Raw genomic sequence first — 15,367 nt, forward strand, 5'->3', positions numbered from 1 at the left:
GGGGTGACTATCGCCTCGGAGCCAGGTCCGGGTAGTAGCGCTGCGCCACGTCCAGATGGGAGCGCAGCCTTCCCTTCAGCGCATTGGTGCCGATGTGCGTGAACAGCGGATTGTGGGGATCGCTTTCGGGGCCGCGCGCCAGCCGGGCCAGGTGCGGGGGCAGGTCCAGCAGGGGGACTTCCTGCGCATGCAGGCTGGGCGAGAAGAAATAGGCGATGGAGTAGCGGCTGGCTCCCGAGCGCGGCGAGACCACCCGGTGCTCGTTGGCGCGCAGATAGCCGTTGGTGGCCAGCTCCAGCATCTCCCCGATGTTCACGACAAAGGCATTCTCGCGGGGTGGCACGTCCAGCCAGCCCTGCGGGGTCAGCACCTGCAGTCCGCCCACCTTGTCCTGCAGCAGCAGGGTCAGCAGGCCGCCGTCCTTGTGGGCGCCCACGCCCTGGTCGGGGCGCCCATGCTCCTGGCTGGGATAGCGGATGATCTTCAGGCGGTTGTTGTGCGGCGGTGCAACCAGGGCATCCAGTGCCGTGGCCGGCTGCTCCAGCGCCACCAGAAAGGCTTGCAGCAGGCGCTTGGCCACCTGGCGCGCAGCTTCCTGCCAGGCCAGGATTTCGCGCTGCAGCTCGGGAAGCTCCCCGGGCCACTGGTTGGGGCCTTGCAGCCCCCACCAGGCCGGTGTATCGGGGCTCTCGTCGATGGCAGGCAGTTCCTCGCCGAAGTCGATCTGCTCGCGCAGGTCGGGCCTCAGGCGGGTGATTTCCCCGCCCACGCCGGTATAGCCGCGGAAATGCCGGGAATTGCGGATGGCGATGCGCTCTTTGGCCTGCGGCGGCAGCTCGAAGAAGCGGCGGGAGATGGCCTGCAGCCGCTCGATCTGCGCGGTGTCTATGCCGTGCCCTTCCAGGTAGAAAAAGCCGATGTCGCGCGCGATGTGGGCCAGTCGCGCATGAAGCGGGGTGTGGCGCGTGGCGTCGCCCAGTGCCGCAAGGTCGATGACCGGCAGCGCGTCTCGCAGTGCGCTGGACGGCGCTGCATGCCCGATGGGAGGCGCAGGGAAAATGGCGTGTGCGGCGGTGCTCATGCAGGCTCCTGAAGTCCGTCGGCAGGGGAGGGGGATGGGCTGCTGGCGGCGGCATGCTCCAGGGCTTGCCGCAGGTCGGCCAGCAGGTCGTCGGGATGCTCTATGCCGATGGACAGGCGCACCAGGCCCGGCGCAATGCCCACGCGCGCCAGCTCCGCATCGCTGAGCAGGTGGTGGGTGGTTTCGGCCGGTATGGCCGCCAGCGATTTGCTGTCCCCGATGTTGACCAGGCGCTGGAACAGCTGCAGCGCGTCGTAAAACTGCCGGGCCGCAGTCCTTCCGCCACGCAGTTCGAAGGACAGCAGGCCGGGGACCAGCCCGCCGCGCAGGTAGCGGCGGGCCAGTTCGCGGCCTGCCTGCCCGGCAGAGGTTGCATGGAAAACGCGTGCCACCTGGGGCTGCGCCTGCAGGAAATCCAGCACGGCCCGGGTGTTGCTGCTGATGCGCTCCATGCGCAGCGCCAGCGTCTCCAGCCCCTGCAGCAGCAAAAAGGCCGAGTGGGCAGCCAGCGTGGCGCCCGCATTGCGCAGCATGACGGTGCGCGCGCGTGCCAGCAGCGCCGCCTCGGGGTAGCGTTCGGTGAACACCACATGGTGGAAGGCCGGGTCCGGGCGCGTGAGTTGCGGGTAGCGCCGGGCCTGCGCATTCCAGTCGAAGTGGCCGCCGTCCACGATCAGTCCGCCGATGACGCAGCCATGTCCGCCTATGTATTTGGTCGCCGAGTGCACCACCACGTCGGCGCCGTGCTCCAGGGGGCGGACGAGCAGAGGCGTGGCGCTGGTATTGTCCACCACCACCGCGATGCCGTGGGCATGGGCCAGCGCGGCAACCGCGGCAATGTCCGCCACCTCCCCCGAGGGATTGGCGACGGTCTCCAGGAACACGGCCTTGGTGCGCTCTGTGATGGCCGTGTGCAGGGCATCGCTGTCGCCGCGCGCCACCACGGTGCTGGCAATGCCGCGGCCTTGCAGCACGTGCACCACCAGGTTGTGGGTACCGCCATACAGGGCCGAGGCCAGGATCACATGGTCGCCCGACTGGGCCAGCGTGGCCAGCGTGATGTCGATGGCTGCCATGCCGGACGCCACGGCCAGCGCGGCAGCGCCGCCTTCCAGCTGGGCGATGCGTTGCTCCAGCACGGCCTGCGTGGGGTTGCCCGTGCGTGCGTACACCGGCCCTTCCTGCACCAGGTCGAACAGCTCCGCGCCGTGCTGGGCATCCTCGAACAGGAAGGATGTGGTCTGGTAGATGGGAATCGCAGCGCTGCGCTGGTGCTGCAAGCCGTCGTAGCCCGCGTGGAGCACGATGGTGTCGGGCCGCCATGCGGCATTGCGGCCGAATGCGGGTGCCTGGCTCATGCGGCAAGCGCTTGCCTGGGTTCGGCAGCGGCGGCCTTCGCCGGAGCTGCCGGCGTGGCGCGCACCAGGGTGCCGACGATGTGCTGCGGGTTGCGCAGCAGGTTCAGGATGGGGCAGTTCTTTTCCACGGCGGCGAACAGCTCTTCGAGCTGCGCATCCGATGCGCTGGACGCGACCCGTACTTCGTAGCGGATGTCATGCGGCCAGATGGGCGTGGACTCGTGGCCGGGATGGCCGCCGCGCGGGTCTATGGTGCCGCGCACGTCGACTTCCACGCTGTCCAGAGGTACCTGCAGCAGTGCCGCCTGGATCTCGAAGATGTGGGTGACGCAGGTGCCCAGCACGCCCAGCTGCAGCTCGGGCGAGGAGGGGCCCAGGTTGAAGCCGGCGAAGTCGTAGGGACTGTCGCTGATCGCCTGGTGCTCGCGGATGCGCAGGCGGCGGATGCCGCTGCGCCCCTCGGCGGTGACATGGGCGTGCAGCGAGGCGGCCTCGGCACGGCCTTCGGCAATGCGTTGCTGGCGCCCCAGGACGGCGTGGCGCTTGTGGTGCAGGTAGTCGTTCAGGCTCATGGTGTTTCTCCGGTGGGAATGGCGCCATGGTCGGCCAAGCCCGCGGTGCCGGCTACGAAGCTTTTCGAGCTTGCATATGCGCTTTTCATATGCGTTTTTCGCAGGCGACAGCCTCCGGGACCGGTTGCCCGATTTCTGCATATCGATACACGGATTCCTTCGTTGGCAAAGTGCGGACCGCGGACCTATGGTGCAGGCACTTTCACTGACTTCCGGAGGGACGACATGGATGAGTTTTTGCCCATTGCGCAGCGTGCGCCCTGGACGCGGCGCCATTTCCTGGGGGCCGCGACGGCGGCGGGTTCCGTGGGCGCGGCAGGCCTGCTGCCGCTGGCCGTGCGCTCGCAGCCGCGCAAGATCACCCTGGCCTGGAGCCAGGCCAGCTTCTGCCAGGTGCCCGTGCCGATTGCGCTGGAGCGCGGCTTCTTCGAGAAGAACGGCCTGCAGGTGGAGGTGCTGAACTGGGGCGGCTCCGCCGACCAGCTGCTGGAGGCGCTGGCCACCGGCAAGGCCGAGGTCGGCGTGGGGCTGATCCACCGCTGGGTCAAGCCGCTGGAGGCGGGGCTGGATGTGAAGATCGTGGGCAGCGTGCACGGCGGCTGCCTGCGCCTGGTGGGGGTCAACGCCGCCGGCGTGACGCAGGACGTGAGGACGCTCAAGGGCAAGGTGATCGGCGTGTCCGACCTGAACAGCCCGGCCAAGCAGTTCTACGGCATCCACCTGGCCAGAAAGGGCCTGAACATCGACAAGGATGTGGAGTGGCGCGTCTATCCGGCGGATCTGCTGGATGTGGCGGTGAAGAAGGGCGAGATCCACGCCATTGCCGACGGCGACCCCAACCTCTATCTGATCGAAAAGCGCAACCCCGGCGTGTTCACCGAACTGGGCAACAGCGCCACGGGCGAATATGCCGAGAAGATCTGCTGCGTGCTGGGAGCCAGCGCCAAGTTCGTGCGCGACGACCGCAAGAGCGCGGCGGGCGTGGTGCGCGCGCTGGCTCAGGCCTCGGACTATGTGGCCGAGAACCCGAACGAGGCGGCCCGGATCTTTGCCCGCTACACGCCCAAGTTCGAAGTGCCGGACCTGCAGCGCCTGATCGCCGAGCTCACCTACAAGCACCATCCGCACGGCGGCCGCCTGCATGACGAGGTGCGCGACTTCGTCAGCGACTTCCGCTCTGCGGGCATTCTGAAAAAGAGCACCGACCCGGCACGCTTTGCGCGCCACATCACGCAGGATGTGCTGTCATGAGCAGCATACAAGCCATGGCGGAGCGGGGGGCGGCCCCGGCCCTTGCCCAGGCGCGTGTGCAGCCGCCTGCCGCGTCGGTTCGCACAGGCCCGTGGCGCCAGGGCCTGGCCGCGGCGCTGGCCTGGCTGCTGCTGGGCGTGCTGACCTGGCTGTGGCCGAACAAGGAAATCGGCTTCAGCGACTGGGCCTACACCACGGAATTTGCCGCGCTCACGGCCGCCGTCGCGGTGCTGCTGGCGGCGTTGGCCCTGGCGGGAGGGCGGGCCGGGCGGGTTTTGCGCTGGCTGCGTCCGGCAGGCGCCTGGCTGATCGCGGCGCCCGTGCTGCTGGCCGTGTGGGAGGTGGCAACGGCCAAGCTGGGCCTGCTGCCCCCGCCGTTCTTCGCACCGCCGCAAAGCCTGCTGGAGGTCTACCTGGACGACACGGCCCGGCTCGGCATTTCGGTGGCCTACTCGCTGCGCCTGCTGCTGCAGGGCATCGTGATCGGCAGCGCGGTGGGTTTTGTCACCGGCGTATGGGTGGGCTGGTCGCGCGTGGCCGGCTACTGGGTGCATCCGCTGCTGCGCTTTCTGGGGCCGGTGCCGGCATCGGCGCTGCTGCCGCTGGCCTTCTTCTTTGCGCCCAGCAGCCATAGCGCGGCCGTGTTCCTGATCGCGCTGGCCACCTTCTTCCCGGTGGCCGTGCTGACCTGGTCCGGCGTGGCCAACGTCAGCAAGAGCTATTACGACGTGGCCCGCACCCTCGGGGCGTCGGAATGGTTTCTGGTGCTGCGCGTGGCCATTCCTGCCGCGCTGCCCCAGGTCTTCGTGGGCCTGTTCATGGGGCTGGGCGCTTCGTTCTCCGTGCTGATCACGGCCGAGATGATGGGCGTGAAGGCGGGATTGGGCTGGTATCTGCAATGGGCCCAGGGCTGGGCCGCCTACGCCAACATGTATGGCGCCCTGCTGGTGATGGCGGTGCTGTGCTCGGGCCTGATCACCCTGCTGTTCGCCGTGCGCGACCGGCTGCTGGGCTGGCAGAAAGGAACCGTGAAATGGTGAGCGCTGCAAACGAGCTTCGGCGGCCTGCACAGGCCGGCGGCACTGCCGGCGCGCGCATCGACATTGCCGATGTGTCGCACGATTTTGCCCAGCCCGGCGGGGCCAGCCTGCCGGTGCTGGACCATGTCGGCCTGCAGGTGAGGCCCGGCGAGTTCGTGGCGCTGCTGGGGCCCAGCGGCTGCGGCAAGTCCACGCTGCTGCGCCTGGTGGCGGGGCTGGAGCCGCCGGCCAGCGGCCGGGTCACGCAGGACGGCCGGCCCATCGAGCGGCCCGATCCCTCGCGCATCGTGGTCTTCCAGGACCCGACCCTGTTCCCCTGGCGCACGGTGCGCGACAACGTGGCCCTGGGCCTGCAGGCCCGCAAGGTGCCCAGGGACCAGCATGCGCGCATCGACGAAGCGCTGGCGCTGGTGGGGCTGTCCGAATTCGCGGCCAGCTATCCGCACCAGCTCTCGGGCGGCATGGCCCAGCGCGTGGCCCTGGCGCGCGCGCTGGTCAACGAGCCGCAGCTGCTGATACTGGACGAACCGCTGGGCAAGCTCGATTCGCTGACCCGGCTGTCCATGCAGGGCGAGCTGCTCAGGCTGTGGCAGCGCACCGGCTTCTCGGTGCTGCTGGTCACGCACGATGTGGAAGAGGCGCTGTTCCTGGCCGACCGCGTGGTGGTGTTCTCGCAGCGTCCGGCGCGCACGGTGGCGGAGCTGGCCGTGGACCTGCCCCATCCGCGCCATCGCACGCAGCCGCGCTTTGTCGAGCTGCGCCAGCAGGCGCTGCACCATCTCGGACTGGATGACGTGGCCTGATGCCCGAGCGCGTAGCGGATGCCCCCTGGCTGATCTGGCTGCTGGAAGCAATCCATCGCGGGCAGGTGGGCCTGCTGCAGCTGCTGTACGGCCTGGGCTGGACGGGCGAAGTCGATGGGCAGCCGGCCTGGCCGTGGACGCAGCGCCTGGCCGGCGAATACCTGCTGGTGGACCAGGCCCAGGCGCGCCAGCTGGCCTGGAGCCTGGGTGCCATCGCTGCGGCGCTGGTCCTGCTGGCTCTCGCAATGCTGTGGCGGCGCAGGCGCCGCCGGAGCCTGTGCCTGCTGGGGATGGCGCTGGCCGCCGTCGTGCTGGCACCCTGGCCTTCACGCCAGGTGGTGCTGGTGCAGGCCGTGCCTTCGAGTTTTCACCGCAATCCCTTGCCGTTCACCGACGCGGCCATCGTCCGCGGTGCTGCGCAATACCGCCGCCTGTGCCTGCAGTGCCATGGTGCGGCGGGTGACGGCCAGGGGCCGGAGGCGTCGGCCCAGCCCGTGTGGCCGCCCAGCTTCATCGGCCCGCTGCTCTGGCGCCGTGCGGACGGCGAGCTGCTGCAGGCGGTGCGCTATGGCGTGCGGGACGGCCAGGGGCGCCCGACCATGGCCGGCTTTGCCGGTCAGCTGTCGGTGGCGCAGAGCTGGGAGCTGCTGCATTTTCTGCGTGCCCAGGCCGCGGGCCGGCTGCTGAATGCCACCGGCAACTGGGCCCAGCCGGTTGCCCTGCCGGACATGCCGCTGCGCTGCCACCGCCCCGACAAGACGCGGGTACGGGACTGGCGGGGGCAGCGCCTGCGGCTGGTCAGTCTGGCCGATGCCCGTCAGCTGCCGCCCGATCCGCGCATGGTGACGCTGTGGCTGCCGCCTGCCGGACCGCTGCCGGCCCTTCCCGAACAAGTGGATTGCATCGTCGTCTCGGGCGTGGTGGCGCAGCAGGCCCTGGGCCTGGTGAACGGCGATGCCGCGATGCGCGATGTGCAGCTGCTGGCCGACAAGGACGGCTGGCTGAGGGCGCGCAACAGCCGGGCCGTGGGCAACTGGAATGACGAAGACCTGCTGTGCCGCAGCACCCAAGACACACAAGCGCCGGCTACCCCTGCGGCGCCGGTGGCCGAGGACGGCCTGACCCGCATCCTGCGGCGCATGGACCTGGAGCCGGTGCGCTATGTCAAGGGCGGGCGGGTACATGGCCTGCGCTGATGCCCTGCGGCGCGCGGTCCCGGTACACGGCTTCAGCCTTCGCGGCCTTCGTTGAGCTTCTGGCGTACCACTTCCGGTGTCAGCGTCGGGACGAAGCTCTCGATGAAGTGGCAGGCGTAGTCGCGCAGCCAGATGCCGCGGCGCACGGCAATGCGCGTGAGATTGATCTCGAACAGGTGGCGCGCGTCGATGGCGCGCAGCAGGCGGTCGCGTTCGGCGTCGAAGGCGATGGAGGCCACGATGCCTATGCCCATGCCCAGCTCCACATAGGTCTTGATCACGTCCGCATCCATGGCCGTCAGAACGATTTCGGGAGCCAGGCCTTCGCGTGCAAAGGCTTCGTCGATATGCGCGCGGCCTGTGAATCCATGCTCGTAGGTGATGATGGGATGGCCGGCCAGGTCTTCCAGGGAAATGGGCCTTGCCTGCAGCAGCAGCGGATGCCCGGGAGGCACGATCACGCTGTGCGACCAGCGGTAGCCGGGCAGGGTCAGCAGCTGCTCGTAGTTGGCCAGGGCCTCGGTCGCCACGCCGATGTCGGCTTCCCCGGCCAGCAGCATCTCGGCAATCTGCTGCGGCGAGCCCTGGCGCAGATGCAACGTCACGCCCGGGTAGACCTTGCGGAAGTCCCGCACCACGGCAGGCAGTGCGTAGCGGGCCTGGGAATGCGTGGCCGCCACGTAGAAGACGCCCGTGTCCTTTTCCTTGAAGTCCTTGCCCGCGTTCTTGAGGTTGCCGGCCTCCAGCAGCAGCCGGTCGATGATGGGCAGCAGCGTCTTGCCGGGCGGCGTCAGCCCGGTGAGACGTTTGCCCGCGCGCGTGAAAATCTCCACGCCGAGCTCTTCCTCCAGTTCACGGATCTGGCGGCTGATGGCGGGCTGGGAGGTGAAGAGAACGGCGGCAACCTCGGTCAGGTTGTAGTTGTTGCGCGCGGCTTCGCGGATGGAGCGCAGTTGCTGGAAGTTCATGGCCGGGCTCCGTCGCCCGCTGCCGCGTCGGCCTGCGGCCGGCCTTGCCGCTCCAGGAACTCCAGCTGATTGCCTGCCGGGTCCTTGATGTAGATCTGCTGCGCCTGCGCAGCCTCGGGGTGGCTCTCGATGAAGCTCAGATCGAAGGCGGCCAGGCGGTTCCTGAGGTCGCCGATGCCTTCGATGTTGAAGGCCACATGCTGGGTGGGACCGCGCCCGTGCGGGCCGGCATCCGGCGTGAAGCACAGCAGCTGGTGGCCCATCTCGAACTGCAGCAGCTGTTTTTTCTCCGGTGCATGCCGCTCATGGGCCCCGAGCACGGTGGCGTAGAAGAAGCGGATTTCCTCCCGTGACCGGGGATGGAAATTGAAATGGATATGGTGGACGGAGGTGATGTTCATGGGACTGCATGCCTGTTGCGGCAGGAAAGCGCATGCCCTGCCGTATCTGTGGCCGGGGGGCGGAAGGCCTGGGGCGGCGGCTTCAGCCTGCTCCTGCGGGAGCGCAGGGCTGGGCCGCAGGCCGCGAAGGTTTCACGGCCGGGGACAGTGCAGTCCGGTGCGTGGGTGCAGGGGCGGGCGGGTGGCACTCATCAGGCATTGCCTTGGAAGGTTCTATTGGCAGCCACTATAGAAAAGCCTGTTTATAAAAACAATTAATGTTTTTTCACTTCAAAATTACTTAAACATATTTGGAGGGCGGCACCTTGCTTTTGCTATGAAAAAAAGAGCTTTCTTCGCTTGCCCGCCAAGCGAAGAAAGCTCTTCTGGATGTTATTGGCCGGCGTGCGCCCGTCGGCCTGGGGCCGGGTTTCAGCGCCGGTGATCGGCCTTGCGCGCCAGCGACTCGCCGGCGAACTGGACCACGGACACCAGCGCCACGAGGATCACGATGACCTCGAACATCACCCGGGTCTCGTAGCGTTCGTAGCCGTAGCGTATGGCCAGGTCGCCCAGGCCGCCCGCGCCCACGGCGCCGGCCATGGCAGAGGCATTGACCATGGCGATCACGCTGACCGTCATGCCGCCGATGATGCCGGGCAGGGCCTCGGGCAGCAGCACGTGCCGCACGATGTGCCAGCGCTTGCAGCCCATGGCGCGCGCGGCTTCCACCAGCCCGGAATCCACCTCGTTGAGGCTGACCTGGGCGATGCGGGCATAGAACGGGATCAGGTTGGCCGACAGCGGCACCACTGCGGCCCAGGTGCCCAGCGTGGTGCCGACGATGCCGCGCGTGACCGGCAGCAGGGCCACGAGCAGGATGATGAAGGGGATGGCACGGAAGACGTTCACCGCGACCGACAGCCCCTTGTGGAAACGCGGCAGCGCATACAGGCCGCGCGGCCCGGTGACGGTGAGCACGATGGCCAGCGCCAGCCCGAGGCCGATGGCGATCACCGAGGAAGAGGCGACCATCAGCAGGGTCTCGGCCAAGGCCTGGAGGTATTTGTCAATCGGCGCGGACATAGCCCAGCAGCTCCAGTTGGTCGGCGCCGGTAGACTGGCGCAATGCATCGAGTGAAGGCAGTCCGGCGGCGGGCGCCGCGACCAGCAGCTGCCCCAGCGAGTGGCCATGCAGCCGATCCAGGCCGCCGTGCAGCAGCGTCGCCTGCGGGCCCAGGGCCGCCAGGGCCTGCAGCGGCAGGCCCTGGGGCCGCCGGCTGCCGGCAAAGCGCAGGCCGAGCACGGCGCGGTCCGCCGCGCAGGCCGGCGTGGGCTGCAGCCGTTGTGCCAGGTCGGGCGGCAGGCCCTGCTGCAGGGGCTGCAGCAGGGCCTGGGTGGCTGCGGCCTGCGGAGCGCCGAAGACGCGCCAGACCTCCCCCACCTCCTGCACCTGCCCCTGGTCCAGCACCAGCACGCGGTCGCAGATGGCGCGGATCACCGCCATGTCGTGGGTGATCAGCACCACGGTCAGCCGGAGCTGGCGGTTGATGTCGCGCAGCAAGGCCAGGATGGACTCGGTGGTCTCGGGATCCAGGGCGCTGGTGGCTTCGTCGCACAGCAGCACCTCGGGGCCATGCACCAGCGCACGCGCAATGCCCACGCGCTGTTTCTGTCCGCCCGACAGCTGGGCCGGATAGGCGCCGCCCTTGTCGGCCAGGCCGACCAGCGCCAGCAGCTCGTCCACGCGGGCCTTGATGACGGCCGGACGCTCGCCGGCCACGCGCAGCGGCAGGGCCACGTTCTCATGCACGGTCTTGGCCGACAGCAGGTTGAAGTGCTGGAAGATCATGCCGATGCGCCGGCGCAGCGCGACCAGGCCATCCTCGTCCAGCCGTGCGGGATCCACGTCGTGGATCCGTACCCGGCCTTCGGACGGGGTTTCCAGCGCATTGATGGTGCGCAGCAGCGTGGACTTGCCGGCGCCGCTGCGGCCGATGATGCCGAACACCTCGCCATGGCGGATGTCGAAATCGACGGCCGACAGGGCCTGCACCGGTCCGCCGGGGCCGGCATAGGCCTTGCCCACGCCGTCGAACACGATATGCGGTGCGAGCTGCACCGCGGGAGGAAGCGTGGTCATGCCGCAGCTCAGAACGCGGGGATCACCGAGCCCTGGTACTTTTGCTGGATGAACTGGCGCACCGGCTCGGACTGGTAGGCAGCGACCAGTTGCCGGGCCCACGGCGCATCCTTGTCCCTGGAGCGTATGGCAATGATGTTGACGTAGGGATTGCGCTCGCGCTTTTCCACGGCGATGCCGTCGCGCGTGGCGATCAGTCCCGCCTGGTAGGCAAAGCTGTTGACGATGGCGGCGGCCGCCAGGTCGTCCAGCGAACGGGCCAGCACCACCGAGGCCACTTCCACCAGTTCCACCTTCTGGCGCAGTGCCGTCACGTCGGCCAGCGATGCCGTGCCGGTGAAGGGATCGAAGCCGGGCTTGAGATCCAGCACGCCCTGGTCGCGCAGCACCACCAGGGCGCGGGTCTGGTTGCTGGGATCGTTGGGTATGCCCACGCGCGCACCGGCCGGCAGATCGGCAAGGCGCTTGAACTTCCGGGAATAGAAGGCGATGGGCGAGATGTAGGTATCGCCCGCGGAGACCAGCTGGTAGCCACGCTGCTGGTTCTGGTCGCGCAGGAAGGGGGTGTGCTGGAAGGAGTTGGCCTCGAGGTCGCCGTTGTGCACGCCCTCGTTGGGGCTGACGGAGCCGCTGAGCACCACGGGCTTGACGCTGAGGCCGCGCTCCCGGGCCACCTTGGTGACCACTTCCCAGATCTCTTCGTCCACGCCGCCGCGCACTCCCACGCGGATCAGCGAAGGTGCCGCGGCCGATGCAGGCCCGCTTGCGGTGCCCGCCGCGGGAAGCAGGAAGGCGGCGGAGGTTCGGAGAAAGTCGCGCTTGTTCATGGTGGAAATCCGGTCTTCTGTTGTGGGATGCCGCAGTATCGGAAGCCAGGGCGGGGCGTGGCAACGAAACTTTGCGGCTAAGCAAATACGCTTTGGGTATGAGTGGCCTGCGGGGTGGCATCACCCTGCGGCAGCAGCGCGATGGAGGCGCCGTGCGTGTCGCCCTGCGTGATGGCGCCCAGCGGGCCGGCCTGCGTGGTGTACAGGCCGATGGCGAACGGGCCCTCGCCCTGCTGCGCCAGGCGGGCGGCGGCGGCGCGGCTGGCGCTGGCACTCTCCAGCTTCAGCCAGGTGCTGCCCAGCGGCAGGCTGGCGCTGGCGCTGCCGTTGCCGGCAACCGCGTCATCCTGCAGGTCCAGCAGCGCGCGGTAGCGCTCAAGCGTCGCGGCGACATCGTGCACGGCAATGCGCAGATGGGCCACGCCCTGCACGCCATTGGCATGTTCGCGCACGCGGCCCTCGGGCACGCGCAGGGCGCGCGGCGTCACGTCGCCGCACAGAAAGGGCAGGTCCGGCGTGGCGGGCCGTGCGTTCTGCCATCGCAGTTCCACGCCGTCGGGGCGCAGCCGGCCGCCGTCGACGGGCGGCTGGTAGGCCAGGCCGCGCGACAGTGCCTGCGCCACGACCTGGGGGGTGGAGGAAGGCAGCAGCGCGAAATCCACGATGCCCGGGCCGAAACGGGCCAGCTTGGACCACCAGGGGTGGACTTCTTCGGGGGCTTTCCAGGCGATCAGCTCGAAGTAGGAGCCGTCCTGGAACACCACCAGCGCATTGTGGGTGGCCCGCCCCGGATGGTCTCCGCCGGGCGTCACCGTGAAGCCCAGGCTGCGGTAGTCGGCGATGGCTTGCTGCAGGTCGTGCACGGCGATCACGATGTGGTCCAGAGGCAATGGCATGAGGCTTTCTCCTGTGTGTGAAAGCGCCATGCTGGTGCCGCGGCCTGCGCAGGGCAAATGCCGGATGCGGCTTTGCTTATGCGTTTTGTGCCGGATGCGCCAGGGGTGGGCATATCTGCTGGCTGCATATCCAAGTGCGAAAACAGCAGTTCGGGAAAGAGGGTGGCCTTCCTAGCATGCAAGCCATCCGGAGAGCTTTTCCGGTTCCTGCGTTACAGCGCCTCGACGGCATGAAGGGTGGATGATCTAGTGCAAAAACAAAGCAGAAGAAACAACGGCTGGCGGTGGCTGGCCGCAATGGCCGCGGGTGTCTGGCTGGCGGGCTGCTCGCCGCAGGGCGCGGGCAAGGCCGGCACGCAGCAGGCAGGGGTGGCGCAGGGGGGAGAGCTGGTGTACCTGGAGCAGCAGGCGCATACCAGCCTGTATCCGCCCGCCGGAGGCTTCTATCCCAATGGCGGCGTGCTCAACCAGATCACGGACAAGCTGACCTACCAGGATCCGCAGACGCTGGAAATCCAGCCCTGGATCGCCGAGTCCTGGAGCATCAACGGCAATGCCACGGAATTCACCTTCAAGCTGCGTCCCGGGGTCAGCTTCTCGGACGGCACGCCGCTGGACGCCACCGCCGTGGCCCGCAATTTCGATACCTACGGCCTGGGCAACAAGGCCTTGAAGCTGCCGGTCTCGGAGGTCATCAACAACTATGAGCGCAGCGAAGTCCTGGACCCGCTGACGGTGAAGTTCTACTTCAGCAAGCCGTCGCCGGGCTTTCTGCAGGGCACGTCGGTCATCGGCTCGGGACTGGTGTCGCTGGCCACGCTGGCCCGGCCGTTCGAGGAACTGGGCGACGCCACGCGCATCATCGGCTCCGGCCCGTTTGTGGTAGCCAGCGAAACCCTGGGCAAGGAGCTGCTGCTCAAGGCCCGCGCCGACTACAACTGGGGCCCGGCCAGGCATGCGCACCAGGGCCGGGCGCGGCTGGACAGCATCCGCTTCGTGGTCACGCCCGAAGACAGCGTGCGCATCGGCGCCCTGCTGGCGGGCCAGGCCGGCCTGATCCGCCAGGTCCAGGCCTATGACGAAAAGCGCGTGCAGGACCAGGGCTTGCGGATCTACGCGCCGTCCACGCGCGGCGTGAACAACAGCATCGCTTTCCGCCCCGACAATCCGCTCGTGGCCGATCTGCGCGTGCGCAAGGCGCTGCTGCACGGCACGAACGCGGCCGAGGTGGTGCAGACCCTGTTCTCGGCCCACTATCCGCAGGCGACATCGGTGGTGGCCCGGTCGGCGGCCGGCTATGTGGACCTGTCGTCCGAGCTCAAATTCGATCCCGAGCTGTCCCGCCGCCTGCTGGACGAGGCCGGCTGGACCCTGGGGGCCGGCGGATTGCGCCAGAAGGACGGCCAGGAGCTGGTGCTGACGGCCTACGAATCCCTGCCGCAGCCGCAGAACAAGGAAACGCTGCAGCTGGTGGCCCAGCAGTGGAGCAGGCTGGGCGTCAAGCTCAATGTGCTGGCCGGCGATGCGGGCAGCAGAACGCTGGACAGCCTGGATCCCGCCCGGACGCCGGTGGCGCCGAACATGGTGGGCCGCGCCGACCCGGACGTGATCAAGAGCAACTACTACCCCACCAACCGCAATGTGCTGCTGCAAAAGGGCGGCGTCAGCCAGAAGGTCAACAGCTTCGTGGATGCCAGGCTCAACGGCCTGCTGGATGCGATTGCCGCCGAGACCGACGCGGCCAGGCGCTTGCAGCTCACGGGGGACGTGCAGCGCTACCTGATCGAGCAGGCCTACGTGATTCCGATCTTCGAGGAGCCGCAGGCCTTCGCGGGCGCCCCCTGGGTCAGGGATGTGGGCTTCGAGGCCGTGGGCCGGCCCAGCTTCTACGCCACCTGGCTGGCCAAGCGATGACTGCCTATCTGTTGCGGCGCACCGGCCAGGCCCTGCTGGTGCTGTGGGCGGCCTTCTCGGCATCGTTCGTGCTGCTGCAGCTCATGCCCGGCGATGCGGTGCTGATCAAGTTCCTCAACCCCGACCTGGGCCTGGGGCCGGAGCAGATCGCCGAGATCCAGGCGGCCTACGGCGCCGACCAGCCGGTCTGGCGCCAGTACCTGCACACGCTGGGGCAGTTCCTGTCCGGGCATTTCGGCTACTCGCTGCAGGCCGGCGTGCCGGTCAGCCAGGGCCTGGCCACCAATCTTCCGCCCACGCTGCGCCTGGCATCGATGGGGCTGGCGGCCGCGCTGCTGCTGGCCGTGGGGCTGGCGCTGCTGGCCAGCCTGGTGCGGTGGCGGCCCGTGCGCGCGCTGCTGCAGTCGCTGCCCCCGCTTTTCGCCTCGATTCCGGTGTTCTGGCTGGGCATCATGCTGATCCAGTGGGTGTCCTTTCGCCTGGGCTGGGTGCCGGTCATCAATCCGGGACCCTGGCAGGGGCTGATCCTGCCGACGCTGACGCTGGCCGTACCCATCTCCGCGCCGCTGGCGCAGATCCTGATGCGCAACCTGGACGCCGCGCTGGCCCAGCCCTATGTGGCCGTGGCGCGGGCCAAGGGCGCGTCGCAGCTGCACGTGCTGCTGCGGCATGCGGCGCGCAACGCGGTCCTGCCCGTGCTGACCATGGGCGGGATGCTGTTCGGCGAGCTGCTGGCCGGCGCCGTGGTGACCGAGGCGGTCTTCGGCCTCAACGGCCTGGGCAGCCTGACCCAGCAGGCCGTGGGCAACCAGGATACGGCCGTGCTGCAGGCGGTGGTGATGGTGTCCGCCACGGCTTTTGTGACCATCAACCTGATCGTGGACCTGCTCTATCCCTGGCTGGATCCGCGGCTTGCCCATGCGGCGGGAAGCTGAAAC

Annotated in this window: 15 protein-coding genes; 6 read left to right on the forward strand and 9 right to left on the reverse strand. The window is 68.5% G+C overall.

Annotated features, from left to right (window positions below; genetic code table 11):
* Positions 1-7 precede the first annotated feature (7 nt).
* The 3 genes from Cte04_RS11780 to Cte04_RS11790 are packed head-to-tail and all read right to left on the reverse strand — an operon-like array spanning position 8 to position 3,011.
* Entirely contained in the window at positions 8-1,081 is a 1,074-nt protein-coding gene (locus Cte04_RS11780) for an isopenicillin N synthase family dioxygenase (RefSeq protein ID WP_083526630.1), read from the reverse strand.
* Positions 1,078-2,439 carry an O-acetylhomoserine aminocarboxypropyltransferase/cysteine synthase family protein gene (locus tag Cte04_RS11785; protein ID WP_066477341.1) on the reverse strand — a complete coding sequence of 454 codons (1,362 nt, stop codon included), beginning with the start codon at positions 2,437-2,439 and terminating at the stop codon, positions 1,078-1,080. Before Cte04_RS11785 ends, Cte04_RS11780 begins: the two co-directional genes overlap by 4 nt.
* Positions 2,436-3,011: an OsmC family protein gene (locus Cte04_RS11790; protein WP_066477348.1), complete on the reverse strand. Its 576-nt coding sequence runs from the start codon at positions 3,009-3,011 to the stop codon at positions 2,436-2,438. The genes Cte04_RS11785 and Cte04_RS11790 overlap by 4 nt, the downstream gene beginning before the upstream one ends.
* A gap of 225 nt (positions 3,012-3,236) precedes the next feature.
* Here Cte04_RS11790 and Cte04_RS11795 point away from each other — a divergent pair, with 225 nt between their 5' ends.
* The 4 genes from Cte04_RS11795 to Cte04_RS11810 are packed head-to-tail and all read left to right on the forward strand — an operon-like array spanning position 3,237 to position 7,301.
* Positions 3,237-4,262, forward strand: coding sequence for an ABC transporter substrate-binding protein (locus Cte04_RS11795; RefSeq protein WP_066477358.1), 1,026 nt, complete (start codon positions 3,237-3,239; stop codon positions 4,260-4,262).
* Complete coding sequence (locus Cte04_RS11800; RefSeq protein WP_083526631.1) at positions 4,259-5,302, forward strand: ABC transporter permease; 1,044 nt, start codon at positions 4,259-4,261, stop codon at positions 5,300-5,302. The genes Cte04_RS11795 and Cte04_RS11800 overlap by 4 nt, the downstream gene beginning before the upstream one ends.
* The gene (locus tag Cte04_RS11805) at positions 5,296-6,105 is read left to right on the forward strand and encodes an ABC transporter ATP-binding protein (protein WP_066477363.1); all 810 of its coding nucleotides are present in this window, start codon (positions 5,296-5,298) and stop codon (positions 6,103-6,105) included. Before Cte04_RS11800 ends, Cte04_RS11805 begins: the two co-directional genes overlap by 7 nt.
* The gene (locus Cte04_RS11810) at positions 6,105-7,301 is read left to right on the forward strand and encodes a c-type cytochrome (RefSeq protein ID WP_066477372.1); all 1,197 of its coding nucleotides are present in this window, start codon (positions 6,105-6,107) and stop codon (positions 7,299-7,301) included. Before Cte04_RS11805 ends, Cte04_RS11810 begins: the two co-directional genes overlap by 1 nt.
* Before the next feature lie 32 nt (positions 7,302-7,333).
* On the opposite strand, the gene Cte04_RS11815 is transcribed toward Cte04_RS11810, so the two are convergent.
* From Cte04_RS11815 to Cte04_RS11840, 6 genes are all read right to left on the reverse strand, one after another.
* Positions 7,334-8,269 (reverse strand): CysB family HTH-type transcriptional regulator, encoded by a 936-nt coding sequence (locus Cte04_RS11815; protein WP_066477377.1) that lies wholly within the window; start codon positions 8,267-8,269, stop codon positions 7,334-7,336.
* Complete coding sequence (locus Cte04_RS11820; RefSeq protein ID WP_066477381.1) at positions 8,266-8,670, reverse strand: VOC family protein; 405 nt, start codon at positions 8,668-8,670, stop codon at positions 8,266-8,268. Before Cte04_RS11820 ends, Cte04_RS11815 begins: the two co-directional genes overlap by 4 nt.
* A 411-nt stretch (positions 8,671-9,081) precedes the next feature.
* The gene (locus Cte04_RS11825; protein WP_066477382.1) at positions 9,082-9,735 is read right to left on the reverse strand and encodes a methionine ABC transporter permease; all 654 of its coding nucleotides are present in this window, start codon (positions 9,733-9,735) and stop codon (positions 9,082-9,084) included.
* Positions 9,719-10,792: a methionine ABC transporter ATP-binding protein gene (locus Cte04_RS11830; protein ID WP_066477383.1), complete on the reverse strand. Its 1,074-nt coding sequence runs from the start codon at positions 10,790-10,792 to the stop codon at positions 9,719-9,721. The genes Cte04_RS11825 and Cte04_RS11830 overlap by 17 nt, the downstream gene beginning before the upstream one ends.
* A gap of 8 nt (positions 10,793-10,800) precedes the next feature.
* Entirely contained in the window at positions 10,801-11,619 is an 819-nt protein-coding gene (locus Cte04_RS11835) for a MetQ/NlpA family ABC transporter substrate-binding protein (protein ID WP_066477394.1), read from the reverse strand.
* A gap of 77 nt (positions 11,620-11,696) precedes the next feature.
* Positions 11,697-12,515: a VOC family protein gene (locus tag Cte04_RS11840; protein ID WP_066477401.1), complete on the reverse strand. Its 819-nt coding sequence runs from the start codon at positions 12,513-12,515 to the stop codon at positions 11,697-11,699.
* Positions 12,516-12,812: 297 nt separating this feature from the next.
* Here Cte04_RS11840 and Cte04_RS11845 point away from each other — a divergent pair, with 297 nt between their 5' ends.
* Both Cte04_RS11845 and Cte04_RS11850 read left to right on the forward strand, forming a co-directional pair.
* The gene (locus Cte04_RS11845) at positions 12,813-14,429 is read left to right on the forward strand and encodes a TIGR04028 family ABC transporter substrate-binding protein (protein ID WP_066477409.1); all 1,617 of its coding nucleotides are present in this window, start codon (positions 12,813-12,815) and stop codon (positions 14,427-14,429) included.
* Positions 14,426-15,364, forward strand: a complete 939-nt coding sequence (locus Cte04_RS11850) for an ABC transporter permease (RefSeq protein ID WP_066477414.1) — start codon at positions 14,426-14,428, stop codon at positions 15,362-15,364. The genes Cte04_RS11845 and Cte04_RS11850 overlap by 4 nt, the downstream gene beginning before the upstream one ends.
* Positions 15,365-15,367 lie beyond the last annotated feature (3 nt).

This window comes from Comamonas terrae (assembly GCF_001544075.1).
Lineage (GTDB): Bacteria > Pseudomonadota > Gammaproteobacteria > Burkholderiales > Burkholderiaceae_C > Comamonas > Comamonas terrae.